The sequence below is a fragment of the Brevibacillus sp. IT-7CA2 genome (assembly GCF_949767855.1).
In the GTDB taxonomy this organism is placed as follows: domain Bacteria; phylum Bacillota; class Bacilli; order Brevibacillales; family Brevibacillaceae; genus Brevibacillus.
Genome location: NZ_CATKQT010000013.1, coordinates 1 through 25,307 on the forward strand (window position 1 = coordinate 1; position 25,307 = coordinate 25,307).

Below are 25,307 nucleotides of genomic sequence, written 5' to 3' on the forward strand. Positions count from 1 at the left end.
TCGTGTCCTCGGGTTTTTTGTTTTGCCTTTTCTTTGGTATAGATTAGTGGGCCCATTCGCGGAGTGTCTTGTCTTTCGGCAGGAAAAAGCCCATAAACCCGATCAACGGGAGGAACGAACATAACAGAATGACAAAGCTCAGACTGTAGAGATCGGCGAGATAGCCGAATACGAGTGCGCCCATGCCTCCCATTCCAAAGGCAAGCCCGATAATCAGCCCGGATACGGTACCGATTTTGCCAGGCAATAACTCCTGCGCGTATACGACTGTGACGGAGAAGCTGGAAAGCATGATAAAGCCACTGATTACCAGCAATGGAAAGGCCATAAAGCCTGAGACGTAAGGCGTCAGCAATGTCAGTGGAAGTGAACCAAGTGTGGAAATGATGAGCAAGTTCCTTTTTCCGAATCGGTCAGACAGCGGTCCGCCAAAAAATGTCCCAATCGCTCCTGCGAAAAGAAAACCAAAAATGACGAGCTGTGCATTGGCGTAATCCATATCTTTCACATACATCAAATAAAACTGGTAAAAGCTTTGGTAGCCAGCATTCATCCAGGAACGCACACTGACGATGACAATCAGGAGGCCGAGGGCAATCAGCCGCTTGTTCCGGTTCGTATACGTGACAGGTGCGGCAGTAGCCTTTTTCAAACGCTGTTGTCCACGATACCAGAGAGCAACATAGAGCAAGATGCCGCTAGCTAATAGCGCAGGAAGCAGAAACCAGGCAGCCCCAGTCTGTCCCAGGTTCGCAAAGACCAGGATAGTCATCAAGGGAGCGAGTGCTTGCCCAGCATTTCCACCAACTTGAAAAATGGATTGTCCTAGCCCTCTGCGAGGACCGGATGCCAAGTGGGCGAAGCGTGAGGCTTCTGGGTGGAAGACGGCTGAACCAATTCCAACACAGGCGACTGCTACGAGAACGAAATAGTAACTGCCGGAGAAAGCGAGTGCCAGCATCCCTAATCCCGATACGATCAAAGCCAGTGGTGGCAATAAAGGGATCGATTTGCGATCGGAGAAGTAACCGACGAATGGTTGCAAAACGGATGAGGTAAGATTCATGACGAGTAAAATCATCCCGACTTGTGTAAACGTTAATGCCAGATTCTTCTCTACAACAGGAAGCAATGCAGGGATGACCGCTTGCAAGCTGTCGTTTAACAGATGCGCAATGCTAATGGCAAAGAGCATGCGATAGACAGTCGGTGCCGCAGTCCCTGCGGGTGTAGAGTGAATGGGTGTCGATGAGGCACTCATGTCAGTTCATCCCCAACCTTTCTTTCGTAACTTACTTTTTCATTTTTTTCAATGTAGCACGGATTCTATAGGACGTCATCCATAAATGATGGCGATATGATGGTCGTAAATAAAGAATTTGATCTGTCAGGAAGTTTTTAAAAAGGTAGGTAAATGGGGAGATGCTGTCGAAAAAGAGAGGAGCACAATGGACTAGACCATGAGCAGAAGGCTAGGGGGAATGCTGGAATGCTGGAAGGTATAACAGAATACTGGCTATGCGTGGGAGGAGCCAATGTTGACGTGCAGGGAGTCACTTCTGCCAGACTGTTACCTGGAACAAGTAATCCGGGTGAAGTGCATCAAGCAGCAGGCGGCGTAGCACGAAACGTGGCGGAAAATCTCGGATGGCTAGGAGAAGAAGTGCAGTTGTTTGCTCTGGTGGGAGAAGATGCAGACGGCGAGTGGTTAAGACAGGTCACAGCAAATAGTGGAGTGGCTACCCATGGCATGTTGCGAATCGCAGGGAAATCGACGGGGCGCTACTTGGCTATTCGTGATCGTGATGGTGAATTGTACACGGCTGTTGCAGATATGGAACTAAATGAAGAGTGGCCAGCGGAGATTGTCCAGCAAGGCCTCAAGCGGTTGCTTCAGGCCACAGGCTTGTTTCTGGATGCAAATCTTCCCGTCGAGGTTATGCGGGCATTTTTAGCGGAAGCCAGAAGACTCGACAAAAAGATCATCGTAGACCCTGTTTCTGTGAAAAAAGCAGAAAAATGGAAAGGGTTGCTTGAAGGCGTTCATATACTTGTCGCGAGCATTGATGAACTGGAAGTGTTAGGTGGCCAATCGCTTCATTCCTATAATGATGTGGAAATATGCGCGAAAAAATTGGTGGCAGAAGGTATCCATCAGGTCATGGTCATTTGTGGGGAAGCAGGGCTGTGGCTGTGCAGCGCACATGAGGAAAAATGGCTTGCTGCACCGATTATGCCGATTCGAGAGTCCGCGGGAGATGCGTTTGCCGCGGGTATCATTTATGCGCAAAACAAAGCGTTGTCCCTTACAGAACAAGCAGCTTTCGGCGTTGCTCTTGCCGAGATGAGAACAAAGGGAAATGACCGATACGATATCGATGCCCTTTTGGCACGAAAAGATTACTATGCCGCAAAAGAAAGACAGATCCTCGACAGAGAATGAAAATACATAGCTTGACGTACACTACCCGTTAGTTGGTACAGAGGAGGAGTGTATATCATGGAAAAGAAATCGAATGATGTGAACGGTAAACAAGAGAGCCATGTTCGGCAGGGCGGAGATTCACACCGCTCCAAAAACAAGCGTCCTGAGGGTCCTGTACAAGGGTTTAGTCAGGCACCACGAGGCTTGCAATAAGCTGAAAATTATATGTGAAACTAAAGTCCCCTTATCGACAAAAAGATGGGGGACTTTTCGTTTAAAGGAACATTTTTCTACAAATGCAGACAACGATATGATACAATACCTGAATCAGAGTATTGCCAACTGAAGAAAAAAGTGGTGCATATTGTCGAGTGGCACAATTCAAAATCGTGCCTCCCTTTACTTTGTCAAAAAGCGTGCGCGAACAAGGAGACTGATTCATATGCCAGATACTGTTGTGAAAACACGCGCTTCAGCTTCTCGAAAGAAACAGCCGAGCCGTAATCGAAAAATACGTAAACTCGTGGTATCCTTCACATTGATCACCTTGCTGCTGGTTGGCGGTGTGGCTGGAGCAATTTATTGGAAAATTGAAGACACTCTGACGGAAGTAACGAGCCCTGCAAACAGCGGATTTACTTCGCCAGTATCCCAAAATGTCGATCCTGTATACTATTCGGATAAGCCAATGTCGTTCGTATTGCTTGGTTCTGATACTCGTCCTGAAACAGGTTCCATGAATACAGACGTAATGATCGTGGCAGTTGCCAACCCAAAGACGAAGAAAGTTACCATGGTATCAATTCCACGGGACACACGCGTCAAGATCCCAGGCTATCGCGACTACCATAAGATCAATTCTGTCTATGCCAATGGTGAAGCAGAACGCAGACAAGCAGAGCGCAACAACCAGACGGTTACCGAAGATGGTATTTCCTTAACGAAGAAAACGTTGAATGAAATACTGGGTATTCCGATTGAACATTTTGTAGCCATTGACTTCGATGGTTTCAAAGCGGTCATTGACGAATTAGGTGGTGTGGAAGTCAATGTGGATCGCAGACTGGTATACGATGATCCAACTGACGATACACACATCGATCTCCAGCCAGGACTTCAAAAATTGAATGGCGAGCAAGCACTTGGTTATGTACGACATCGTCATGACAACCGTGGAACGAAGTACTACTCCAGTGACTTCGACCGTAACCGTCGCCAACAAGAGGTCATCAAGGCTGTCGTGGACAAAACAGCTTCTCTTGAAGGACTGACTAAGATATTTAACGTCATGGACGTAGGTGCCAAGAATATACATACCGATCTTTCCAAGGATCAGATCAAAGGCTTGGCCTACGATTTCAAAGGATTTAATTCCTCTACGGTCAGTGCATTGGATAATGGGGCATATTGGCAGGGAGGATACACGTATCTTGAAAAAGAAAAGCTTGAGACTGTTCGCGATTCCTTGCAATCAGAGATGGGATTGAGTGAGAGCGTCGTAGCGTCGCTCAATAATTCGCCGATACTCGGTTCCGGTGAAGCGGTAGCGACAAGCAACAAGAAGAGCGTCAAAAAGAAAACGACAGAATCAGCTGCGTCAACACCGGCGAAACAAAAAACGGCGGCTCCGAAAGAACAAGAGCCGACGGATTCACCAGACAATCAGGACGGTACGGCAAATGAAGGCACAATGCCGCCACCTGATGTCGTAAACCAAGAAGAGCAAGGCCAGTCGACAGATCAAGGTCAGGGAGCACAGACGCCTGCGACTGATGCAACACAATCTCCTGGGAATGTACCGGCAGGTAATAACGGAAACAACTCTACTCCACCGCCGGATATTATCCCACCGTCGAGTCAGGATGCAGGTCCTCCTACAGGAGGTTCGAACACGAACTCTTAACGAGTACGAAAAACACCCGTTCATCACGAGCGGGTGTTTTTATTTGTCGATTCGTTAAAAATTTTTAAAAATTCGTTTATGGAAAAGGTTTAGAAAACACCAATTTCATGGTACAATAATAATATGCTGATAAGACAGATTAATCAGATAATTATTACTGACTGGAGGGATTTCTATGACGATTTTCTTGGTGAACCTGTTCCTGGTGATTGCCTTTGTGTACCTGATCAGCCGCCAACAAAACGAAGAGTTTGTGTACGATGAAGATTTTTTCCTCCAGAACCCTTCAGCTTTGGAAGAATATCAGCAGATGCCGATTGATTTCCAGCATGCCTTTTTCCGCAAGCATAAAGAGTGGATTAAGGAAAAATATATGCGCGGAGAAAGCTACATTTTAGGTTACTGTCCAAACAAAGAAGTACGTCGTGCGTGGCTGTCAGAATTCATGAATCAAAAAAATATGAACAATACACCGACCCCTTCCTCGTGAAGGGGTTTTTCGCATCTGTAGAACTCGTGCTATACTGCTACGAGAGGATATCGTGAAACAGGAGGAAAGAAGTACGTGCTACAATTTATGGTGGAAAAACTAAATCAACAGTTACATACGCATGGAATGATTTCGGATATCGTCTTGCGCTCCGAGCATTCGTTGTTGGAAGAATCGGAAGGGCAAGAGGTTCTGATCACGTTTTCCGAGGCGGAGGATGAGAAGCAACCAACGGCTTCTATCCATCTGTTTTTGCTTGCGGAAGAGGACAGCTGTGAAATTGAGGTGGAAATTGACTATCCTTATAGCTTGCAAGATGAGGAGATCCAACAATTATGGACGCAAGCAAAAAGCTTGGTAGCTGAGTGCTCGCTGACAGAAAAGCGTCGCTTTGTGGAGCCTGGCAAGCAGGCAGAAGCGCATGTCGTGCTGGATTATCACTTTGTCGTGCAGATGCCGCGAACAGAAGCTGAGGAAATCGCATTTACAGAAACCATCGAAAGATTTTCCACAGACTTGGGGATGCTCATCAAACTCGGCAGATAAAACATAGGCTGTACATAAGGAAAGCTCAGGCGTAATGTCCTGAGCTTTTTGCATAAAAGGTGAGGAAGGAGGAATATGAGGAGAAGAGGGAGAATCGTATAGATAATGAAAATGAATGAGCATTCACTCGTTAGGGGGCGTTTAACGTGGAACTTTCAAAAGTATGGGAACCGATTCAAATTGGTTCGATGACGTTGCCAAATCGGATTATGATGGGGTCCATGCACGTCGGATTTGAAAAGCTTCAGAATGGTGTAGCGCGGCTTGCTACCTTTTACGCAGAGCGTGCCAATGGAGAGGCAGGTCTGATCGTGACAGGAGGGGCTGCCGTACATCTAGAAGGCGGCATGGGCGACGAGTATTGCAATGTATACCAAGACGAGGATATCGAGAAATTGCGACTAATCACGAAAGAGGTTCATCAAGTCAATGGGAGAATTGCGTTGCAGCTGTTCCATGCTGGCCGTTATGCGTACAAGGAAGCAACAGGATTAGACCCGGTAGCGCCATCGCCATTGCAGGCGCCGATTAACCGTTGGAAGCCGAGAGAGTTAAGCGTAGAGGAGATCGAAGCAACGATCCAATGCTTTGCTGATGGCGCCGTCCGTGCTAAAAAAGCTGGCTTTGATGCCGTAGAAATTATGGGTTCGGAAGGATACTTGATCAATCAATTTTTGTCCCCTGTGACCAATAAGCGAGAAGATGAGTGGGGTGGGGACTTTTTACGTAGAGCCCATTTTGGTATTGAGGTGGCTAACCGTGTCCGACAAGCAGTGGGACCGGATTATCCGATCATCTATCGGATGTCGGGATTGGACTTGATGCCAGATAGTACGACGATGGAAGAGACATTGCAATTTGCCAAAATGCTGGAGGAGGCAGGAGCTGATGCTCTCAATATCGGAATTGGCTGGCATGAATCACAAGTACCGACGATTGGCATGATGGTGCCGCGTGGAGCATATGTATGGGTGGCGCAGCAAGTCAAGCAGGTCGTGAACATCCCAGTTATCGCCAGCAATCGAATTAACGACATGCGCCAGGCAGAAAAGATTTTGTATGAAGAATGCAGTGATATGGTTTCAATGGCTCGTCCATTTTTAGCGGACCCGTATATCGTTCAAAAAAGTAAAGAAGGACGCTTTGATGAAGTAAACACATGTATTGCTTGCAATCAAGCCTGTCTCGACCATATTTTTGATGGGAAGGTAGCCTCCTGTCTGGTCAATCCTCTCGTGGGCAGAGAAGCAGAGTGGCAGTTGGTTCCGGCGGAAAACTGCAAGAAGGTGGCTGTAATCGGTGCGGGGCCTGCCGGCTTGGAGGCAGCTCGTGTACTGGCAGAACGAGGGCATCAGGTGGTCATCATGGAGGCCAAAAAACAGATCGGTGGACAATTAAACTACGCCAGACAGGTGCCAGGTAAAGAGGAATTTAATGAAACACTTCGCTATTATCGGACAGAACTTGCACGTCTTGGTGTCGAAATCAGGCTGGGAACACTGGCAGAGGCAGAGGCCCTGATCGAAGAAGGCTTTGCAGAAGTTGTGGTCGCAACGGGAGTCATTCCTCGGCGTCCAGAGATTCCAGGTGTGGAGCTCGGACATGTGAAGGGATATGATGCGGTATTTGAAAAGCGTGGCAAGGTCGGTAGACAGGTAGTCATCGTCGGAGCGGGGGGAATCGCATGTGATTTGTCCCATTTGCTGATGCACGACGAAACGATTTCACCGAAGGCAGCGGAATACTTGCAGGAGTTTCGGATTCTGGATGGAAGAGCTGTACAGCAATTGCAACAGCGAAAACGAAAAATCAGCATGCTGCGGCGTGGGAAGCATGTCGGATCGGGCTTGGGTAAAACGACGCGCTGGGCAGTTCTCGCCAACCTGAAGCGACGTGGCGTAGAGATGCTGACACAAATTGAATACAGCCGGATTGCAGAAGAAGGGGTGTATTTCATTCAGAACGGGGAGGAACGCATGATACCTGCTGATACGGTCATTGTAGCGGCTGGAGCGACCTCCAACAATTCGCTATACCACGCATTGCTGGATCGGCTGCCTGTGCACCTCATAGGCGGGGCGAAAGAAGCGGGAGAGCTCGATGCCAAGCGAGCCATTTTGGAGGGTGCGACCGTAGGGAGAGCGATTTAAGGCGCTGAAAAGATTTTCTATTTCGAAATCTAGGGTAATCGGATATGATTAAGAAAAGTATGTCGTCTTTTTAGAAGTTTTGTCGAATCGCTTTTCATCCTCCGCTAATTCTTGCAAAATGAAGTTATACTGTTCAAATTCATTTGATTGGGGGCTCTCGCCTTGATGAACCATAATGGCATTCTCTTAGGGAAACGTTACTTCCTGTACTCGTTAGCACCGCTAATAGAGGTGGAGGGATGGACGTTTACGATAGCCCCGGGGTTTAAGATGATCGCAGGCGGGAGTGCCAATCCATTACAGACATTAATCAGCGTTTACCGAGAGAATGAAAAGGTAGCGCAACTCGTGCTTCATCATAGACGAAGTGATTCAGATGTCACTGTGCAGGCAGTATCGAGTGATCTCCTGTTAGAAATCGCCCCGGCGACTAGAACTGTAAGTGTATCAGAAAAGCTGTAAGGCACCCTGAACGGGGTGCTTTTCGCTTTCGATCTTCAATCATCAATCATCAATCCGAGCAATCGAGGAGGCGACAGGATCATGGTAGGGAACGAATGGCAGATAGGTCAGTTTCAATTGTCTTGGCTGAGAGGTGGACTCACGAAGCTGGATGGGGGCGCAATGTTTGGTGTGGTGCCCAAGCCACTTTGGAGCAAACGATACCCATCGAATGATCTCAATCAAATCCCTTTGCGTGCTGACCCGATCCTGGTAAAAGCTCATGGCAAGCATATTTTGATTGAATCGGGTATGGGAAATGATCGGCTAACGGAAAAACAGAAGCGCAATTTTGGCTTGGAAGAAGAGTCTCAAGTGGTGGATTCCCTCGCAGCAAAAGGGTTGACTCCTGCCGATATTGATATCGTCATCATGACGCATATGCACTACGATCATGCCAACGGACTTGTCTCTCTTCGTGATGGACAACTTGTCTCTACGTTTTCACAAGCTGTCATCTACGTGCAGGAGCAGGAATGGGCGGAGATGAGAGAGCCAAATGTTCGCTCGAAGAATACATATTGGGAAGAAAACTGGCGTCCGATTGAGAATCAGGTGAAGACGTACGGAGCTTCGCACGAAGTTGTGCCAGGAATCACGCTTCATCATACAGGCGGTCACAGCCAGGGACATGCTATCGTCCGGATGGAGACAGAGGGGCAGCTGCTTTTGCATCTAGCGGACATCATGCCTACACACGCTCATCAAAATCCATTATGGGTGATGGCCTACGACGACTATCCGATGACATCCATCTATGCAAAAGAAGAATGGATCAACAACGGGATCAAGCAAGGAGCTTGGTTCACGTTTTACCACGATAGCGTTTACCGTGCGGTGAAATGGAACGAGCAGGGAGAAATGGTTGATCGTATAGAAGTTGTTTTGTAAAAAGCGATAGGCTAAGACCGTCAGCGTTTTCTGGCGGTCTTTTGCGTTGTCTAGGGTTACTGTGTCCAACCCTATCGAAATTTTGATTACTCTCATAGAAATGTTTCATAATCAAAAAATTTTGAATGCTCATTGACGAACGACCATTGCCTCTCTACAATGGGAACATCACAGAGCATCTGTTCTGGCAGCGAGGGAAAAGCATAACAGTGGTGAGGAGAGAGAGAAAATGAGCTGGATCAAGATGCGTTTGCAGGAGTTTCACCCGATCGTCTGGTCATTAGTCGTCGGGACCGTGTTCGTCCGGGCCGCCAGCTCGATGAGCATGCCGTTTTTGTTTTTATACTTGTCCAATCAAACAGATATGAGCTTGGCAATGATCGGGTTGACAATTGGAGCAGGACCGCTCGCGGGTACAATCGGAGGCTTTATTGCGGGGGCATGGTCAGACAGGATCGGGCGCAGGCGAGTCATGCTAGGGGCGTTGTATGTATGGACTTTCGTGTTCGTCGGGTTTGCGCTTAGTAAAGACCCGTGGATTCTGCTTTTGCTCAATATAGCAGGGGGACTCTGTCGATCCTTCTACGAACCCGTTTCACAGGCACTGATGGCAGATGTAACGCCGCAAGAGAAGCGGCTTCGTGTGTTCGGTATTCGCTACATGGCAATTAACGTGGGGGTAGCAGTTGGGCCTATCGCAGGGGTAGTGCTGGCGAAAAGCTCAGTAGCCCTACCATTCCTGATGACTGCACTGATTTATCTTATCTATGTGATTAGCTTGCAAGGGTTATTGAACAAGTTCGGCATTAAACAAATTGAAGGCCAAAAGAAAGAAGTCGTTACATTCAGCCGTGCATTCAGCGTAGTCGTGAAGGACAAGGCGTTTCGCTTGTACATGCTCGCCGGTGTTTTAGGAGCGATTGGCTACTCGCAGATGTCTTCTACGCTGGCCAAATTCGCAGAAATGACGGTCGTGAATGGAACTGAGCTGTTTGCCATCCTGATGACAGTCAATGCGATTGTCGTCGTTGTGATGCAGCTTCCGTTGACGACTTGGGCAGAAAAAAAGACGCCTCTCACCGCAATTTTGGTGGGAAACGCCATGTATGCGGTTGGTGACGTGGGTTATGCCTTTGCCAATTCATGGCTGATATTCATTGTGGCGATGGTATTTTTCACGATTGGCGAAATCCTTACGTTTACCGCAGGGGACGTCCTCATCGACCGAATGGCCCCAGAGAGTATGCGAGGCAGCTATTACGGTGCGAAAAGCTTCAGCAACCTCGGCCAGTTCATCGGTCCGTGGATGGGCGGATTGCTGTTGGCACACTACGGAGGTACGACCTTGTTCTTGGTGGTAGCAGCTACCTCGATGATGAGCAGTGCCTTCCAATGGGCGGGTGCTCGCGCCTTTGAGGCAACCCGTGGGAAGACCTTGAATGAGGCGAGGATTGAATCACTCTAACGCTTGCAAGATACGATCCGCCATCCGTTTATAGCCATCAGAATTCGGGTGAAAGTGGTCTGTATACAAGTAGTTTTGTTCTTTACGTAAGAACAAGTCGTAGGTCGGCACCACGAGTACCTGCGGGTACCGTGAGGCGATTTGGGACGCCTGATTGTTCCAGTCGAGCACGGGCCCAATGGTGTCGACGGCTGCTTCGGTATTGCCAAAAGGATTATACAGGGAAGTATATACGATCGTCGCCGTCTTGTTGACGCTGCGAATCTGTTTGAGAATCTCTTCATAGTTGACCGCAAGCTGATTAAGAGCTGTGGTCACTTTTTCTTTTTCAATGGTATACAGCCCGCCTGTCTGCCTGAACAAGTCATTGCCGCCGATGGTAAAAAGAATCAGATCGGCTTCAGCGAGCAGCTTCTTCACTTGCTCCTGGGACATTTGTTTGAGCAGCTCAGATGATTCCTGTCCATTAATCGCGAGGTTTGTGAACGTAATAGACTGGCCAGATTTTTTCTCCAATGCTTGGCGAACGAGTCCGACATAGCCTTGGCCGTTTGCGTCTCCGGCACCGCGCGTGAGGGAATCCCCTAGTGCGACTACTTTGTGAACACCCTTTTCTGGTAAAGGAGAGGGTGGCTGCTCTTTTTGCGCAGGTGGGGTTGCTGTGGACGGTGCCAACTGCTGCGGATTCATCGCGAGGACAAACCCTGTCGCAAATAAGAGAAATGAGAGTAAAGACAAGAGACCTGCCGTGCGCCAAAGAAATTGGCCGGATGTGCGCATCGGGTATCCTCCTATTCGTTTTAAAGTGTATGGTCATGGTATAATGTGGATGGACATCTTATGACAGTGTACCATAAACAGAACGCCATCGTCAGTTGATGAGGCGTGACCCAGATAGGAGGGCGCACATTGGCCGAAACGGTCCTCTCAGTAAAAGGATTGCAAAAAGCGATTGGCAAAAAGCCGATCATTCATGATATTACGTTTGACGTTTTCGCCGGAGAGGTATTTGGATTTCTCGGGCCGAATGGCGCAGGCAAAACCACGACGATCCGCATGCTCGTTGGATTGGCAAAAGCGGATGGGGGAGATATTCGCATCGGAGGCATTTCCCTTCAGGAACAGTTTCCGCAAGCGATTGCGCAGGTTGGTTGTATCGTCGAAAACCCGGAGCTGTACAAGTTTTTGACGGGCAGAGAGAATCTGGAGCAGTTTGCGAGAATGAGCGGCGGTATTACTCCTGAGCGAATTAAGGAAATCGTTCGCTTCGTTGATTTGGAGCGGGCGATTGATGATAAGGTAAAAACGTACTCGCTCGGAATGAGGCAGCGACTGGGGATCGCGCAGGCACTTTTGCACCGGCCGAAAATATTGATTCTGGACGAACCGACGAACGGTTTGGACCCGGCGGGAATTCGTGAATTGCGCCAGTTTATTCGCAAGCTTGCTGAGGAAGAAGGACTCGCTGTCTTCATTTCGAGTCATCTTCTCAGTGAAATCGAGATGATGTGCGACCGGGTGGCGATTATCAGTCAAGGGAAGGTCATTTCGGTTGGATTAGTCAAAGAACTGATGGAACAGTTTGCTGATCAGGTCGATTGGACAATCCCGTCTTCCCATATACAAAAGGCCGAGGAAGTCCTGCGAAAACTACCAGCAGTGACAGATGTGTGGGTGGTCAGTGAAGAGCGCCTGAAAACACGCATGGATATAGAAAAAGTGAGCGAGGCTAACCAAGCGTTGGTCAATGGCGGCATACCTGTGATGGGGATTGCAACGAAGACGGTTACACTGGAAGACCTGTTCCTTACATTGACGGGAGGAGGGGGAAGTCATGGAGCAGAGCATGGTGGGGCTCGTACAGAATGAAACCATAAAATTGCTGCGTCGTCGCCGTTTTCTCGTCGTTGTGCTGATCTTGGCGATTCTCATCCCGATTTTTACGTACGCGCAGTATCGTTCGGTTGTCACTGCACAAGAACGAATGGGGACGACCGACTGGCGACCACTATTAACCCAACAAATCGTCGATATGCAAAACAGGCTGGCATCAAGCCGTCTTCCTGAAGAGTGGCGGGATTTTATCAAGGTCAGGATCGCACAGCAGCAATATTATTTGGATCACGACATTAACCCGATGGCACCGGGTGGACCTACATTCGCCCGTGGTTTTATGGACCAAGCCATTTCGATGTTTTTACCCATGATAATCGTCGTACTTGCGGTTGACCTCGTATCTTCTGAGTTTAGCGAGGGGACGGTCAAGCTGCTATTAACGCGACCCGTACGGCGTTGGAAGGTACTGACCAGCAAATACATCACCCTGTTGCTGTTTACCTCTCTCACGGTTCTCACGACACTGATTCTTGCTTATTTGCTCTCTGGGGTCGTGTTTGGCTATTCAGGTTGGGACCTGCCCATTTTGACTGGCTTTGAAGTAGCGGGAGGAGAGCTCGAGACATCTGGCGCTTTCATGCTGCCACAGTGGCAATTTTTGCTGATGCAGTACGGGCTAGGCTGGTTCGTCTGTGTCGTGGTTGCAACGGTAACACTTATGGTCTCTGTTTTGGTTCGGAGTGCTGCTGCGGGGATGGGGATTATGATGGCAGCGCTAATCAGCGGAACAATCCTGACGCAGATGGCATCCTCTTGGGAATCGTCCAAATACTTGTTCGTGGTAAATTTGCAGCTTACGGATTACCTCAATGGAACACTACCTCCGATTAAGGGGATGACGTTGCCGTTCTCGTTGACCGTGTTGAGTGTATGGGCGATCGTAGCGCTGATCATTGCGTACGCGACCTTTATCCGTAGGGATGTCACATCCTAATTTGACATTTTTTCGTTACTTTATTACATGTCTGCTCGTCTTTACCATGACGAATGAAAAAGACAGCGAGAGGAGAAAGGCGAAACAGAATGGATGTATTATGGAAAGCAGGCTCGGTGACATTATCTGGCATGTTTGAGCTGTGGGCAGCGATCCCTGTAGGTTTTATGTTGCAGCTACCACCGGTTCTGATCGGAATATTTAGTGCGGTGGGTGCGATTATCAGCGCAGGTATCGTCATTTTTCTGGGAGGTTCCTTACGCGCCTGGCTTTTAAAGCGTGTAGAGAAACGGAGCAAGCGTCAGGGGCGTATGTGGCAGATATGGGATAAATACGGAGTGGTCGGCCTTGGTCTCGCTTCTCCGCTTTTAACGGGAGCCCCACTGGGAGCTGCTATTGGTATCTCGCTGGGAGCCCCTACGAAAAAGCTCATGTTGTGGATGTCGGTGGGCATCATTATCTGGAGTGTGTTATTGACGGCAGGAGTGGCGTTTGGTCTTTTGCAATTCATGGTACCAGAAACGAAATAGCTATATGCATCAAAACCGCCAATTTCTGGCGGTTTTTGTTCATGCTCTTCATAACGTGAGCCTGTAGACAATCTCTCCATCGTATACGTCGCCAGTTTCTTCAAAACCGGCTTGACTGTATAAATGCCTTGCGCCTGCATTGTCCGGGCATACAGTCAGGTTGACAAATCGGCTTTGCGGGAAATGGTTCCGTACCGTATCTACGATCGCTGCGAGAGCCGCTCTGCCATATCCTTTGCCTTGGTGCTGGTGATCGATCAAAAAACCGTTGAACCAGAAACACCAATCTGTTGAGGCGTCATAGGTAATCATGACAAACCCAACCATTTCATCAGCGTCATACAAACAGAATGGTTCATATGCGCAGTTGTCACCATCAGGACGGATATGGACCTTCGCCAATGAAACGGCAACTGACGGGACAAAGTGCTGCAGCTCATCTTGTACCTGCAAGCGTAATGCATCTTGCCAGTTATCTCTGGTTGTTGGAACCAATCGAATACGAATGTCTTTGATAAGTCTTCACCTCGATCATTTTGATAGTTTAAGCGTAACCGATCCCACCTGAAAAATCTTCCTTTTCCACGTGGGCTTTTTTTCGTAAAATAAACCAAGGATACAAATAGAAAAGTTCCCGAAAGTGAGGTAGCTGACATGGACGAGAAAAAAGAAGCGTTGGTCCCTGAACTGGAGGATCTAGTTCATAAATTTACAGAGCTGTTGACAGGAGAAGCGACTCCTGAGCGCGTAGAAATGGTAAAAGTATGGTGCCTGTACACGACAATGGCAAAAGCGATGCCGCCGCTGATTCAGCATTGGGGAAGCGAGCCTGAGCATATGGAAGCACGGAATCAAATTCGGGAAATCATCGAGCAAATCAAGCAGTGGAATCAGGAGAAAAATCAAAAGCATTAAAGATAGAAAAAAACGCTGTCTCTTTGCGAAAGAGAACAGCGTTTTTTACTTCAATTGAATCTCTAACCGGCGTAGAGGCATCAGCTCTCCTCGGTACTGTTGCAGTTCCTGCTACAGATTTTGTTTGCGGAAAACGGATCGGAGTGTACCGTGTCTTTTTCGATTGTAGGGATCTTTCTACGGATTCCACGTGATATGTTTGGCAGCATCCATTAATTCATTTAAGGTGACTCCATGTGCCGTTATGACTACATACAAAGATTGGTTGTCGGATTGTGCGTTAAAATGAGCCGCGTGCTGGGCCGTTGATCCTTTTGAGTCAGTTTGATCAAATGAAACAGCGATGGCTTGTTCTCCGTTGACCGCGAACAACTGAGTAGCGGAGAAAGTACCTGGGATAGAGAGACTGCGCTTGCCTTCTGTATTGCGCACAACATCTATGCGAATCCAGTCGTTGTTCTTCTTGTAATCTGCAGTTAAGCGAGTCACCTTCTGACTGGTTTCGGATTCATATTGGACCGATACCGTACTCATCGAGAACCCATTCGGTGCTTGCGAGAGGGCAGGCACGGGCATATCTGATGCTTGTACAGCGGTGTTCAAATCCGAGAAGGAAGAGAGCGTAATGGGTTGCTTCGCTGCCGTCGGCAACGTTGGACCCACTAATGCATTCTCAGTCGTACCGCCATCAGCATTGTCTGGTTCCAATTGGGAAGCGATCCCAAAGGTCGTAGGATTCTCAGCAGCAGCGCCATTGGCTTCCTTAGCGGCTATATGGTTACCAGTTTTTGCTGACTCGGCTGGAACTTCCGATTTCGCTTTTGCCGCTTGATCAGCTGAGTTCCCCTGTAATCCGCGAGATGCCACGCTGTTCTGCCCGTCTTTATTGATTGTACGTGGCTCTGGTGTGGCTACTTTTTCCTGTGGTTTCACCATCGCAATTGCATTGTTCGATTGGGTAGGTGATGCAGGAGGTGTATCTTTTGTAGATGCAGTCGGAGCGACCTGCGATTGTGTAGCAGCGGACTGTGGATTGCTTTCTGCTTTTTTCATCGTCGGACTATCAGCAGCTGCTGGTACGGAAGCGATAGCAGGTGCTTGCGGTGCCGATTTTGATACCGTATCGTTGAATGCAAAAGTGTTCTGGTTGTCGTGCGTCCCGCTTTCTTGTATGGCAGCCATTTGAGTACTACTCGGTGCCAGCTGTTGGTAGCCGACGAAACCAACTGCGAGCAAGACAGCCGCTGCGCTAACCCAGGCGTATGAAGGGAAGCCTTTGGTCCAACGCTTGTTTGGCTTTGAAATCACTGTGCTCGTTTGTTGTTCTGAAGATGCAGTAGCGGCGTGAGGGGGTACACCTTTTCCGGCGGTCTGGTAGATTGCTTGCATGATTCTGTCTTCCAGGTTCGCTTGAGGTAGTGGAACCTCCTTCAAGAACTGCACCTCCTCTTCTGTTGTCATTTGCGTTTCTATCCAAGCAATGCATTCGTCACAGGTTTCAATATGTGAGTGTGAATCGCTATTTGTGTCATCTAGCCATGCTTTTCTAAATGCCTGGCAGTTCATGTACGAGCCCCCCTTCCTTGCGGGATAACAATTTTGCGAGTTCCTGACGAGCACGCAAGTAACGGACGCGAGCTGTAGATTCGGCGATGCCGAGGAGTGTAGCTATTTTTTCAAACGGATATTCGTGCGTACAGCGAAGGACAATCACTTCTCGATAAGAATCCGACAGTAAAGCAAAGGCCTCCTGAATTTCTCGACGTTGCTCTTTTGTCATGAGCGATTCCTGAGGGGATTCATCTCGTGTATTAGATGGCACATAGGCCAATTGTTCATCCGAGTCATGATACTTTCGGCGACGCAAGAAGTCGATGCTCTTATTTCGGGCAAGCGTATGTAACCAAGAAGAAAATTGGCTGTCCCCGCGGAATGTGGACAATTTTTCATACGCTTTTACAAATACTTCCTGAGTGAGATCCTCTGCATCAGAGCGATTGTTTACCATTTTGTAAATGAAAACGTAGATCATATGCTGATATCGCTGGATGAGGTCGCGATACGCTTCGATGTCGCCTTGAAGAATCCGCTGAATGATTTCGGCGTCGGATTGCATTGAATCTTTGGCCTCCCTTCCCTCTATGAGACGCTGGTTATTCGTAAACGTTTCAGACCAGCGTTTCGCTTTCTATAATATCGTATGGATAGCCTTGTTCGACCAGAAAAAGCTGGCGATGGAGCGAAAACTCCTGTTCTCGCGTGTCTCGTGTTACCAATGTATAAAAATGGGCGGTGTTGTCGTCTGTTTTGGGCCTTAAGATACGTCCCAGGCGCTGTGCCTCTTCTTGTCTGGAACCATACGTCCCGGAAATTTGGATCGCGACGTTGGCATCGGGCAAATCAACCGCAAAGTTAGCTACCTTGGATACGATCAGGCGTGTAATTTCCCCTTTTTTAAACTGCGTGTACAAAAGCTCACGTTCTTTGTCCGGTACTTTTCCTGTAATGAGTGGCAGTTGGAGGGCTGATGCCATCTGCTCAAGCTGATCGATATATTGCCCGATGATCAAAACACGATCGTGGGCGTGCCTCTCCAATAGCTCGCGGACGACCTCCAGTTTTTTTGGATTTTCCGCCGCAATGCGAAACTTTTGACGAGCGGTTGCATGTGCATAAGCCTCTCGCCACTTCGGCTCAAAGGGGAGTCGAATTTCTCGGCAATGCGCCTCTGCGATCCAGCCTTGCTCTTCCATGACTTTCCACGGAACCTCGTACTTTTTTGGACCAATCAACGTGAATACATCTTCCTCCCGCCCGTCTTCCCGAACAAGAGTAGCAGTCAGCCCAAGTCTGCGAGTGGCTTGAATCCCAGAAGTAACACGAAAGATGGGTGCGGGCAACAAATGCACCTCATCGTAAATAATAAGCCCCCAATCGCGCTCTGAAAAGAGTTTCAGATGAGGAAAATCATCTTCGGCGGTGGGGCGGTATGTAAGAATTTGATAAGTCGCCACAGTTATTGGCTTGACTTCTTTGTTGTCACCAGTGTATTCGCCGACCATATTTGGATCAAGTCCTGTTTTGTCCAAGAGCTCTGCGATCCATTGACGAACCGATGTCGTATTTGTGGTCAAAATGAGTGTGGCTGTTTGCAGCTGGCAAATGGCACCAAGCCCAATGACTGTTTTTCCAGCACCACAGGGCAGAACGAGTACGCCGCTTCCCCCAGTCACAGCTCCACCAGAATAGAAGGCATCGACAGCTTCTTTTTGATAAGAACGCAAAGAGAATGCTCTGCCTCGGGATGTCGTTTCCCGCAAGCTAACTGCACAGGATTCGCCTTCTGTATAGCCTGCCAAATCTTGAACAGGAAACCCGAGCTTAAACAGCTCTTGTTTGATCAGACCGCGCGCATAGCTTTTGATAACGAATTCATTCTCAAAAAGAGCAGCGATTGATTTATAACTAGTCACCTCTGCTAAAAGAAGTGGGTCATCACTCATTAATACGAGATGATCGCCAATGCGTTCCAAACGAAACAAGCCGTATTTTCGCATCGTATCTACTATTTCTTTGACGATGGTAGGCGGGACACCGTACTTGCTGTAGCTGCCAAGCACGTCTGTTACCTCTTGAGATGTAAGACCAGAAGCAGCCGCATTCCAAAGCGATAAAGGGGTGATCCGATAGGTATGGATGTATTCTGGGTTCTTGATTAGCTCGGTAAAACCACTGATAGCTTGTCTCGCCTCGGGAAATAAAGGATGCTGTGTTTCCAACAATATCGTCCGATCGCTTTGAACGATCAAGGGCAGGTCTGGACGGTACGACAATAGACTCACCTCGTTACAAAAGGCATAGGAATCAGCACTATGGTATCACAATCTCAAAAAGAAAGAAAAACGAACAGGTAACATTTTGGCGAGGATGGGAAACAATATCCCAAAGCATGGACGGAAAGGGCGGCGGGGAGCATGGCAATTTGGGGAAGCTTGTTTAATTTGATCTTGGTCATGATCCTCGTACTACTAAACGGGTTCTTTGTTGCGACCGAATTCGCGATCGTCAAAGTAAGGGAATCGCGCATTGCCCAGCTCGCAGCGGAAGGAAACAAGCGCGCTGTTGACGTCGAGAGGGTCTTGCACAATTTGGATGCCTATCTCTCCGCGTGCCAACTCGGGATTACGCTCGCTTCATTAGGACTCGGTTGGTTGGGAGAGCCTGCCGTCGCGCATCTCCTGCATCCAGTTTTTCGATACTTCCATTTAAATGATACGGTTGTTACCAGTATTTCCTTTATTATCGCTTTTTCGCTGATTACGTTTTTGCATATCGTGCTGGGGGAGCTGGCTCCTAAGACACTGGCTATTCAATACTCCGAAAAGGTGGTACTTGCGGTAGCCAAGCCAATCCAACTCTTTTACAAAATCATGTATCCCTTTATTCAAATGCTGAACTGGGCAGCGAGCCGTTTTCTTGCGCTTTTTCATATATCCTTGGAACCGCATCAGGAAGCACATACAGAAGAAGAGATTCGCATTCTTGTCAATGAAAGTCATAAAAGCGGCTTGATTGATCAAACCGAACTGATGCTGGTTGATAATATTTTTGATTTCTCGGAGACGATGGCAAGAGAAATCATGGTTCCGCGTACGGATATGGTTGTCTTGAACCTGCGCGATCCCTTTGACGAAAACGTCAAGCATGTCCAAAACGGACGGTTTACCCGCTATCCAGTCGTGGATGGTGACAAGGATCATGTAGTAGGTAGCTTGCACATCAAGGATATGCTGACAGGGCTATTAGAAGGAGAAAGCCATGACCTTCAGACCTTCATGCGTCCGATTTTGACTGTACCGGAGACGATCTCGATCAGCCGGTTGTTGACCATGCTGCAAAAGCAACGAGGGCAAATGGCAATTATCATAGACGAGTATGGGGGCACTGCGGGGCTGGTGACCCTTGAAGATATAATGGAAGAAATTGTTGGAGACATTCAAGACGAGTTCGACGACGAGCGTCCGGAGGTGGAGCGCAGTGACGGGATGCTGTCATTGGATGGGCGTATGCTACTGGAGGAAGTGGGCGATTATCTGGACATCGAATTGGAGTCAAGCGATGTAGATACGCTAGCAGGTTGGATTTACATGCAAATCGACCATCCGCCACGCGTGGGGGATCGAGTAAAAGAGGGGAAGTACGAATTTGTCGTGGGAGAAGTCGACCATTACAGAATCACTAGGGTATATGTAAAGAAAATCGGCAAAGCAGAGGAAGAGGTCAGTTCCACGTAAGTGAGGAAAGGGGGCTTCTCAATGCGTCATATAATTGCTATAATGGGACACAAGTTGCATAGATGGCAATGAGCCTAATTGCTTAGGGTGATTAGGAGCAGCGAAAGAGTAGAGACTAGAGGAGGAAGTACAGATGAGACGAGCAGTCAGTATGGTACTGACCGCATTGCTGGCGTTTTCTTTGGCAGCATGTGGCAACGAAACAGGTGGGAAAACAGAGACAGCAGCAACGACAGGCCAAGGGCAAACAGTGAAGCTGGGGTTGACACAATTCGTGGAGCACCCTGCGCTGGATGCTATTCATAAAGGAATTTTGGATGGTCTGAAGGATGCTGGCTACGAAGAGGGCAAGAACTTGGAGGTAGACTCCCAGAACGCCCATGGTGACATGAACAATACGGTCTCGATCGCACAGAAGTATGCCGGAGATAAAAAGGATCTTGTCGTAGCGATTGCGACGCCATCCGCTCAGGCTGCAGCCAAGGCGATTGCTGACAAACCTGTTGTTTTCAGTTCCGTAACAGACCCGATCTCGGCTCAACTGGTTGGCAGTCTGGAGAAGCCAGACAAAAATGTGACCGGGACGTCCGATAAAGTATCGATGGAACAACAATTGAAGCTGGTGAAAGCCTTCCTGCCTGAGCTGAAAAAGCTGGGTGTGATCTATACGACCTCCGAAATTAACTCAGAGGTACAGGTCAAGGAATTGGAAGACGCAGCGCAAAAAGAAGGCGTAGAAATCGTCAAGGCAGGCATTTCGCAGCTATCCGAAGTGCAGCTGGCAGCTCAAGGGCTTGCTAGTAAAGCAGATGCGATTATTATCCCAATTGACAACACCGTCGTATCTTCGTTTGAAGCGGTACTCGGAGCAGCAGAGGGAAACAAAATCCCTGTATTTGCTTCTGACACCGATACAGTGAAACGTGGAGCGGTTGCTACGTATGGGATTGATTACTACCAAATCGGTAAACAAACAGGCGATATGGCTGCCCGTATCTTAAAAGGGCAAAGTGTTGCTGATACTCCTGTAGAGATTTCGAAACAAGCTGATTTGTATATCAATGAAACAGCTGCTGCAAAGTTTGGGCTCACTATTTCTGAGGCACTCAAACAACAGGCGAAAGAAATCATCAAGTAAAAAGAGAGCGTCATGCTCTCTTTTTATTCTTTTAAAACCGTTTTATCCATGTTAAAATTGTAGAAAAAAATTCACGAGGGGGAATTCACTAAATGTTCAAACAAAAGAAGAGTATTAAAATTTTTCAGAGTTTTTTATTTCCTTTATTGCTTTTGTCTGTTACCGCTTGTGGACAGCAAAGCGCTACCCCTGCAAACAATTCTACACCAGCTCCTGCAACCACGACGGCACCTGCACCGTCTACTGAAACCAAGCAGCTGACAATTGGAATTGCCCAATTCGTTGAACACCCTGCTTTGGATGCAGCAAGAGAGGGCTTTATCAGCCAACTGGCTAAAAACGGCTACGAAAAAGACAAGCAAGTAAAAATTGATGTGCAATCCGCTCAGGCGAGCATGGATACAGCCATTCAGATTGCCCAAAAATTCGAGGCTGACAAAGTAGATTTGGTGTTGGCCATTGCGACTCCAACGGCACAGGCTGCCGCACAAACTAGTAAAGAAATTCCGATCCTGTTTACTGCGGTAACAGATCCGGTAGAAGCTGGTCTGGTTGCAGCGATGGACAAGCCAGGAGCGAACGTAACCGGTACATCGGATATGAACCCTGTCGAAGAGCAATTGAAGCTGATCAAAGAAATGAAAGCTGATGCGAAATCTGTTGGAATCATTTATAGCTCAGGTGAAGTCAACTCCAAAGTACAGGTGGATGCGGCAAAAGCTGTAGCCGGCAAGCTTGGTTTAGAAATCAAAGAAGCAGCAATTACGAGCGCGACAGAAGTGAAGCAAGCAGCTGAGTCCATGGTGGGCAAAGTAGATGCTTTCTATGTACCGACTGACAACATGGTCGTATCTTCGATTGCAGCTGTTATCGGTGTAGCGGAAGCACAAAAAATTCCGGTCATCGCTGGTGAAGAAAACTCTGTGAATAGCGGAGCGATTGCCACTTACGGGATTGACTACACGAAGCTGGGCGAGCAAACAGCTGATATGGCAGCAAAAATCCTGAAGGGTGAAGCGAAGCCAGCTGATATGGCTGTTGAAGTGCAAGCAGACATGAAGCTCGTATTGAATAAGAAAGCAGCGGAAAAAATGGGTGTGACGATTCCGCAAGCCATGCTCGACCGTGCTGGACAAGTGATCGAGTAATAAATGCAGTAATTGGAGGATTTCTTCTATGAATCAACTGGCAGTAATGGGAGCCATTGAGCAAGGTTTACTATTTGGTATTTTGGCTCTCGGTGTATATCTGACCTTCCGAGTCCTAAACGTTCCTGACTTGACTGTAGATGGTAGTTTTGCCTTGGGAGGCGCAATCGCAGCCAAGTTCATTATCGATGGAACCAATCCGTTTTTGGCTACTCTGCTGGCTTTCATCGTAGGTGGTTTGGCAGGAGCTTTTACGGGCGTCTTGCATACCAAAGGAAAGATTAACGCACTTTTGGCGGGGATCTTAACGATGATCGCCCTGTACTCGATCAATTTGCGTGTCATGGGGAAAGCGAATCTGCCTCTTTTGCGGGAGGATACCCTGTTCACTTATGTGAAGGATATGGGCATTCCGAATCTGGCAGTAGGTGGAGTTACCTTGCTGTCTGGTGTAGCAATCGTCTTTATCGTAGGTGTTATGGTGTTGAAGCTCATCATTGACTGGTTCCTGCATACGGATATGGGTCTGGATTTGCGTGCGACAGGTGACAACTCGAAGATGATCCGCAGCTTTGGGGTAAACACAGATTCGACAACGATCATCGGTTTGGCTCTCTCCAATGGCTTGGTAGCTTTAGCTGGTGCGTGGGTAGCCCAATACCAAGGCTTTGCGGATGTAGGAATGGGGATCGGGATGATCGTTATCGGTCTCGCTTCCGTTATTGTCGGGGAAGTTTTGTTTGGCAGCTCTTCGATTTTCCGAGTGACGCTTGCTGTCATTCTCGGCTCGATTGTGTACCGCTTAGTCATTGCACTGGCTCTGGATGCAGGACTCAATCCTTCTGACATGAAGCTGATTACTGCCCTGATTGTTATCTTTGCCCTGACTGTTCCAACTGTGGCAAAAGGCATTTGGAAAAAGCAAGCGGGACGCACGGCAAGGGGAGGAAGCAGCGATGCTTAAAATTACAAACGTCAACAAAGTATTCAACGAAGGAACTGTGAATGAAAAGATCGCGCTTCGAAACGTCAATCTGCACGTTAAGAAGGGAGAGTTCATCACCGTTATCGGTAGTAATGGTGCCGGTAAATCGACGATGATGAACATGATCTCCGGTGGAATGACGCCAGATAACGGAAGCATTACAATTGACGGTAAAGATGTCACGCGCTTAGCGGAGCACCAACGCGCAGGTCTGATCGGCCGTGTGTTTCAGGACCCAATGGCAGGTACAGCGCCGAACATGACGATTGAGGAAAATCTGGCAATCGCTTTGGGGCGGGGAAAACGTCGTACACTTGGATTTGGGGTGAATAACCAGAAGCGAGAGCTGTTCCGTGAGCAGCTCAAGCAGCTGGATCAAGGGCTGGAGAACCGTTTGAAGACCAAAGTTGGTTTTCTCTCAGGAGGACAGCGTCAAGCGCTTAGCCTGTTGATGGCTACCTTCACAGAGCCGAAGATTTTGCTCCTCGATGAGCATACAGCAGCGCTTGACCCAAAACGGGCGCAGTTGATTGTAGAATTAACGGAAAAAATCGTGGAGCGCTATAAACTGACGACAATCATGGTCACGCATAATATGGAACAAGCGTTGAACATGGGTAATCGCCTGTTGATGCTCCACGATGGGGGAATCATTCTCGACATTCCGGATGAGAAAAAACGGACGATGAAACCGCAGGATCTGCTTCGAGCATTCGAAACAGCCCGCGGTGGAGAAAGCTTCAGTGAAGATCGCTTCTTATTAACCTAACGGATCGAATCAGCCTTCCTGTTCAAGCGGGGAGGCTTTTTCGTTGTTGGAAAGATACACGTACATGAATCCGGCACCGATCAAGAGGATGCCTGCGACAATGGTGAAAAGTATCGTGCCACCATAATGCAGCAAGACAAGGCTGCCCAAGTACGGTCCGCACATGCGGGAAATATCCCAGTGTGTTCCTGTGATGGCGAAGTACCGCCCGCGCATCGTGACAGGTGATATCCGTGTAACAAAGGCCATCAACTGAGTCAGACCAATACTCTCTCCGATGACGAGGAACACTTGCAAAGCGAGAAGGACAGGTACGTTGTCGATGAAGGCGTAGCCCAAGGATACGATGAGAAAACAAATGTACGAGCCGCTAATCAACAGGCGAGTCGACAAGTGCTGGGTCCATTTGACGAGCAAATACTCGAAAAGGAGCAGCAAGACTCCTTTTACAGCAATGAGCAAGGCGAGTGTTTGCAAATAGTCTGGTAGCGTGTATTTCAGATGAAGCTGGAGGTTCGTTTCGGTTTGCGCGTAAAACAGACTGATCGGCAAAGACAGCATCATAATCGCAAGGGCTGGTCGATAAACATGCCAGGAGCCGCGTGAACGTACGTTTGCTGCTTCTTCGACGGGAGCCTCTGGCAGTGGTGTTTGCGGGATTTTCCACCAGACGGCAAGAGCATAGATCAATAGAGAGATCGCAGTAAACAAAAATGCCATAGCAGGATCGTACTTATAAATGATGACGCCGACTAAAGGGCCCAATGCGGCCCCGATACTGCTAGAAGTATTGAGAAGGGCAAAAGCACCGGCCATTTGTGCGGAGGAAATCGTATCAGCGAGATGCGCGCGGCTGGCAGGGATAAACAGGGATCGGCCAGCACCGTTGATGATGTACAGGATCGCAAAGCCTAGCATAGAGTCTGCCCAAGCCATTCCCAACATGGCGAAGCCTTGCAGAAACAAGGCGAGTAGCATGATCGTTTTTCGGCGATAGCGGTCCGTGATGCCACCAGCAAATAGCGTCAGCAAAATCTCGGAGAAGGGTTGCAAACCAATTACGAGCATGGTCATGGTAACAGAGCCGCCGATGTTCTCGCTCAAGTACAAAACGAGAAACGGGGCGATCATGGCGCTGGATAAAGAGGTGAGCGTTTCGCCGAACAAACGGATCCAGAGGAGTGTCGGATACGTAGCAAAGAATCGACTGAGTGCATTAGGGATGTGTGACATAAGAAAGTCCTTTCTCCGGCTTTTCCGGTTAGTTGGTGTTTTTAGAATTGTAAGGTGGCAAAGACCGGAGAAAAAGCGTACGATTAGGCGAATA

General features: G+C 48.3%; 25 protein-coding genes. 18 read left to right on the top strand and 7 right to left on the bottom strand.

What is annotated here, in order from left to right:
- Window positions 1–43: 43 nt before the first annotated feature.
- Window positions 44–1,261 carry an MFS transporter gene (locus ACM6JA_RS10815; RefSeq protein WP_414852312.1) on the bottom strand — a complete coding sequence of 406 codons (1,218 nt, stop codon included), beginning with the start codon at window positions 1,259–1,261 and terminating at the stop codon, window positions 44–46.
- A 228-nt stretch (window positions 1,262–1,489) separates the two neighbouring features.
- Between ACM6JA_RS10815 and ACM6JA_RS10820 the strand changes: the two genes are divergently transcribed.
- The 9 genes from ACM6JA_RS10820 (at window position 1,490) to ACM6JA_RS10860 (ending at window position 10,371) form a co-directional block, all read left to right on the top strand.
- The gene (locus ACM6JA_RS10820) at window positions 1,490–2,443 is read left to right on the top strand and encodes a carbohydrate kinase family protein (protein WP_414852313.1); all 954 of its coding nucleotides are present in this window, start codon (window positions 1,490–1,492) and stop codon (window positions 2,441–2,443) included.
- A 57-nt stretch (window positions 2,444–2,500) separates the two neighbouring features.
- On the top strand, window positions 2,501–2,638 hold the full coding sequence (locus tag ACM6JA_RS10825; protein WP_007717021.1) for a hypothetical protein: 138 nt from the start codon (window positions 2,501–2,503) through the stop codon (window positions 2,636–2,638).
- A 229-nt stretch (window positions 2,639–2,867) separates the two neighbouring features.
- Complete coding sequence (locus ACM6JA_RS10830; protein WP_414852314.1) at window positions 2,868–4,328, top strand: LCP family protein; 1,461 nt, start codon at window positions 2,868–2,870, stop codon at window positions 4,326–4,328.
- A 175-nt stretch (window positions 4,329–4,503) separates the two neighbouring features.
- Window positions 4,504–4,818 (top strand): hypothetical protein, encoded by a 315-nt coding sequence (locus tag ACM6JA_RS10835; RefSeq protein ID WP_007717017.1) that lies wholly within the window; start codon window positions 4,504–4,506, stop codon window positions 4,816–4,818.
- A 75-nt stretch (window positions 4,819–4,893) separates the two neighbouring features.
- The gene (locus ACM6JA_RS10840) at window positions 4,894–5,364 is read left to right on the top strand and encodes a hypothetical protein (RefSeq protein ID WP_414852315.1); all 471 of its coding nucleotides are present in this window, start codon (window positions 4,894–4,896) and stop codon (window positions 5,362–5,364) included.
- A 146-nt stretch (window positions 5,365–5,510) separates the two neighbouring features.
- On the top strand, window positions 5,511–7,514 hold the full coding sequence (locus ACM6JA_RS10845) for an FAD-dependent oxidoreductase (RefSeq protein ID WP_414852316.1): 2,004 nt from the start codon (window positions 5,511–5,513) through the stop codon (window positions 7,512–7,514).
- 165 nt (window positions 7,515–7,679) lie between these two features.
- Window positions 7,680–7,976, top strand: coding sequence for a hypothetical protein (locus ACM6JA_RS10850; protein ID WP_414852369.1), 297 nt, complete (start codon window positions 7,680–7,682; stop codon window positions 7,974–7,976).
- An 81-nt stretch (window positions 7,977–8,057) separates the two neighbouring features.
- On the top strand, window positions 8,058–8,906 hold the full coding sequence (locus tag ACM6JA_RS10855; RefSeq protein WP_414852317.1) for a YtnP family quorum-quenching lactonase: 849 nt from the start codon (window positions 8,058–8,060) through the stop codon (window positions 8,904–8,906).
- A gap of 229 nt (window positions 8,907–9,135) precedes the next feature.
- Window positions 9,136–10,371, top strand: a complete 1,236-nt coding sequence (locus ACM6JA_RS10860) for an MDR family MFS transporter (protein WP_414852318.1) — start codon at window positions 9,136–9,138, stop codon at window positions 10,369–10,371.
- On the opposite strand, the gene ACM6JA_RS10865 is transcribed toward ACM6JA_RS10860, so the two are convergent.
- Complete coding sequence (locus ACM6JA_RS10865) at window positions 10,363–11,151, bottom strand: GDSL-type esterase/lipase family protein (protein WP_414852319.1); 789 nt, start codon at window positions 11,149–11,151, stop codon at window positions 10,363–10,365. The two genes, ACM6JA_RS10860 and ACM6JA_RS10865, sit on opposite strands and share 9 nt — an antisense overlap.
- Before the next feature lie 129 nt (window positions 11,152–11,280).
- Here ACM6JA_RS10865 and ACM6JA_RS10870 point away from each other — a divergent pair, with 129 nt between their 5' ends.
- From ACM6JA_RS10870 to ACM6JA_RS10880, 3 genes are all read left to right on the top strand, one after another.
- Window positions 11,281–12,240 (top strand): ABC transporter ATP-binding protein, encoded by a 960-nt coding sequence (locus ACM6JA_RS10870; protein ID WP_414852320.1) that lies wholly within the window; start codon window positions 11,281–11,283, stop codon window positions 12,238–12,240.
- Window positions 12,206–13,201, top strand: coding sequence for an ABC transporter permease (locus ACM6JA_RS10875; protein ID WP_414852321.1), 996 nt, complete (start codon window positions 12,206–12,208; stop codon window positions 13,199–13,201). Before ACM6JA_RS10870 ends, ACM6JA_RS10875 begins: the two co-directional genes overlap by 35 nt.
- A gap of 89 nt (window positions 13,202–13,290) precedes the next feature.
- Window positions 13,291–13,731 (top strand): small multi-drug export protein, encoded by a 441-nt coding sequence (locus ACM6JA_RS10880; RefSeq protein WP_007716989.1) that lies wholly within the window; start codon window positions 13,291–13,293, stop codon window positions 13,729–13,731.
- 48 nt (window positions 13,732–13,779) lie between these two features.
- Here ACM6JA_RS10880 and ACM6JA_RS10885 read toward each other — a convergent pair whose 3' ends face one another.
- Complete coding sequence (locus tag ACM6JA_RS10885; RefSeq protein WP_414852322.1) at window positions 13,780–14,226, bottom strand: GNAT family N-acetyltransferase; 447 nt, start codon at window positions 14,224–14,226, stop codon at window positions 13,780–13,782.
- A 159-nt stretch (window positions 14,227–14,385) separates the two neighbouring features.
- Between ACM6JA_RS10885 and ACM6JA_RS10890 the strand changes: the two genes are divergently transcribed.
- Window positions 14,386–14,646, top strand: a complete 261-nt coding sequence (locus ACM6JA_RS10890; protein WP_007716985.1) for a DUF2573 family protein — start codon at window positions 14,386–14,388, stop codon at window positions 14,644–14,646.
- 177 nt (window positions 14,647–14,823) lie between these two features.
- Here ACM6JA_RS10890 and ACM6JA_RS10895 read toward each other — a convergent pair whose 3' ends face one another.
- Genes ACM6JA_RS10895 through ACM6JA_RS10905 form a run of 3 tightly spaced genes read right to left on the bottom strand, consistent with a single transcriptional unit; the run spans window position 14,824 to window position 18,479 of the window.
- Complete coding sequence (locus ACM6JA_RS10895) at window positions 14,824–16,212, bottom strand: hypothetical protein (protein ID WP_414852323.1); 1,389 nt, start codon at window positions 16,210–16,212, stop codon at window positions 14,824–14,826.
- Window positions 16,193–16,762 (bottom strand): RNA polymerase sigma factor, encoded by a 570-nt coding sequence (locus ACM6JA_RS10900; protein WP_007716978.1) that lies wholly within the window; start codon window positions 16,760–16,762, stop codon window positions 16,193–16,195. The genes ACM6JA_RS10895 and ACM6JA_RS10900 overlap by 20 nt, the downstream gene beginning before the upstream one ends.
- 52 nt (window positions 16,763–16,814) lie before the next feature.
- Window positions 16,815–18,479 carry a DNA repair helicase XPB gene (locus tag ACM6JA_RS10905; RefSeq protein WP_414852324.1) on the bottom strand — a complete coding sequence of 555 codons (1,665 nt, stop codon included), beginning with the start codon at window positions 18,477–18,479 and terminating at the stop codon, window positions 16,815–16,817.
- Window positions 18,480–18,620: 141 nt separating this feature from the next.
- Here ACM6JA_RS10905 and ACM6JA_RS10910 point away from each other — a divergent pair, with 141 nt between their 5' ends.
- The 5 genes from ACM6JA_RS10910 (at window position 18,621) to ACM6JA_RS10930 (ending at window position 23,980) form a co-directional block, all read left to right on the top strand.
- The gene (locus tag ACM6JA_RS10910; RefSeq protein WP_414852325.1) at window positions 18,621–19,940 is read left to right on the top strand and encodes a hemolysin family protein; all 1,320 of its coding nucleotides are present in this window, start codon (window positions 18,621–18,623) and stop codon (window positions 19,938–19,940) included.
- Window positions 19,941–20,073: 133 nt separating this feature from the next.
- Window positions 20,074–21,078 carry an ABC transporter substrate binding protein gene (locus ACM6JA_RS10915; RefSeq protein ID WP_414852326.1) on the top strand — a complete coding sequence of 335 codons (1,005 nt, stop codon included), beginning with the start codon at window positions 20,074–20,076 and terminating at the stop codon, window positions 21,076–21,078.
- 92 nt (window positions 21,079–21,170) lie between these two features.
- A complete protein-coding gene (locus ACM6JA_RS10920) occupies window positions 21,171–22,226 on the top strand; it encodes an ABC transporter substrate-binding protein (RefSeq protein WP_414852327.1) in 1,056 nt (351 codons plus the stop codon).
- 28 nt (window positions 22,227–22,254) lie between these two features.
- A complete protein-coding gene (locus tag ACM6JA_RS10925; RefSeq protein WP_007716970.1) occupies window positions 22,255–23,190 on the top strand; it encodes an ABC transporter permease in 936 nt (311 codons plus the stop codon).
- A complete protein-coding gene (locus ACM6JA_RS10930; RefSeq protein WP_414852328.1) occupies window positions 23,183–23,980 on the top strand; it encodes an ABC transporter ATP-binding protein in 798 nt (265 codons plus the stop codon). Before ACM6JA_RS10925 ends, ACM6JA_RS10930 begins: the two co-directional genes overlap by 8 nt.
- Window positions 23,981–23,989: 9 nt before the next feature.
- On the opposite strand, the gene ACM6JA_RS10935 is transcribed toward ACM6JA_RS10930, so the two are convergent.
- Window positions 23,990–25,213 (bottom strand): MDR family MFS transporter, encoded by a 1,224-nt coding sequence (locus tag ACM6JA_RS10935; protein ID WP_414852329.1) that lies wholly within the window; start codon window positions 25,211–25,213, stop codon window positions 23,990–23,992.
- Window positions 25,214–25,307: the final 94 nt, after the last annotated feature.

What these genes read in the sequence shown, in the direction of transcription:
- ACM6JA_RS10860 (WP_414852318.1), top strand. Translation starts at nt 9,136, where the DNA reads ATGAGCTGGATCAAGATGCGTTTGCAGGAGTTTCACCCGATCGTCTGG.
- ACM6JA_RS10925 (WP_007716970.1), top strand. Translation starts at nt 22,255, where the DNA reads ATGAATCAACTGGCAGTAATGGGAGCCATTGAGCAAGGTTTACTATTT.
- ACM6JA_RS10825 (WP_007717021.1), top strand. Translation starts at nt 2,501, where the DNA reads ATGGAAAAGAAATCGAATGATGTGAACGGTAAACAAGAGAGCCATGTT.
- ACM6JA_RS10900 (WP_007716978.1), bottom strand. Translation starts at nt 16,762, where the DNA reads ATGCAATCCGACGCCGAAATCATTCAGCGGATTCTTCAAGGCGACATC.
- ACM6JA_RS10920 (WP_414852327.1), top strand. Translation starts at nt 21,171, where the DNA reads ATGTTCAAACAAAAGAAGAGTATTAAAATTTTTCAGAGTTTTTTATTT.
- ACM6JA_RS10935 (WP_414852329.1), bottom strand. Translation starts at nt 25,213, where the DNA reads ATGTCACACATCCCTAATGCACTCAGTCGATTCTTTGCTACGTATCCG.
- ACM6JA_RS10855 (WP_414852317.1), top strand. Translation starts at nt 8,058, where the DNA reads ATGGTAGGGAACGAATGGCAGATAGGTCAGTTTCAATTGTCTTGGCTG.
- ACM6JA_RS10835 (WP_007717017.1), top strand. Translation starts at nt 4,504, where the DNA reads ATGACGATTTTCTTGGTGAACCTGTTCCTGGTGATTGCCTTTGTGTAC.
- ACM6JA_RS10915 (WP_414852326.1), top strand. Translation starts at nt 20,074, where the DNA reads ATGAGACGAGCAGTCAGTATGGTACTGACCGCATTGCTGGCGTTTTCT.
- ACM6JA_RS10875 (WP_414852321.1), top strand. Translation starts at nt 12,206, where the DNA reads ATGGAGCAGAGCATGGTGGGGCTCGTACAGAATGAAACCATAAAATTG.
- ACM6JA_RS10910 (WP_414852325.1), top strand. Translation starts at nt 18,621, where the DNA reads ATGGCAATTTGGGGAAGCTTGTTTAATTTGATCTTGGTCATGATCCTC.
- ACM6JA_RS10890 (WP_007716985.1), top strand. Translation starts at nt 14,386, where the DNA reads ATGGACGAGAAAAAAGAAGCGTTGGTCCCTGAACTGGAGGATCTAGTT.
- ACM6JA_RS10850 (WP_414852369.1), top strand. Translation starts at nt 7,680, where the DNA reads ATGAACCATAATGGCATTCTCTTAGGGAAACGTTACTTCCTGTACTCG.
- ACM6JA_RS10820 (WP_414852313.1), top strand. Translation starts at nt 1,490, where the DNA reads ATGCTGGAAGGTATAACAGAATACTGGCTATGCGTGGGAGGAGCCAAT.
- ACM6JA_RS10895 (WP_414852323.1), bottom strand. Translation starts at nt 16,212, where the DNA reads ATGAACTGCCAGGCATTTAGAAAAGCATGGCTAGATGACACAAATAGC.
- ACM6JA_RS10880 (WP_007716989.1), top strand. Translation starts at nt 13,291, where the DNA reads ATGGATGTATTATGGAAAGCAGGCTCGGTGACATTATCTGGCATGTTT.
- ACM6JA_RS10930 (WP_414852328.1), top strand. Translation starts at nt 23,183, where the DNA reads ATGCTTAAAATTACAAACGTCAACAAAGTATTCAACGAAGGAACTGTG.
- ACM6JA_RS10815 (WP_414852312.1), bottom strand. Translation starts at nt 1,261, where the DNA reads ATGAGTGCCTCATCGACACCCATTCACTCTACACCCGCAGGGACTGCG.
- ACM6JA_RS10830 (WP_414852314.1), top strand. Translation starts at nt 2,868, where the DNA reads ATGCCAGATACTGTTGTGAAAACACGCGCTTCAGCTTCTCGAAAGAAA.
- ACM6JA_RS10865 (WP_414852319.1), bottom strand. Translation starts at nt 11,151, where the DNA reads ATGCGCACATCCGGCCAATTTCTTTGGCGCACGGCAGGTCTCTTGTCT.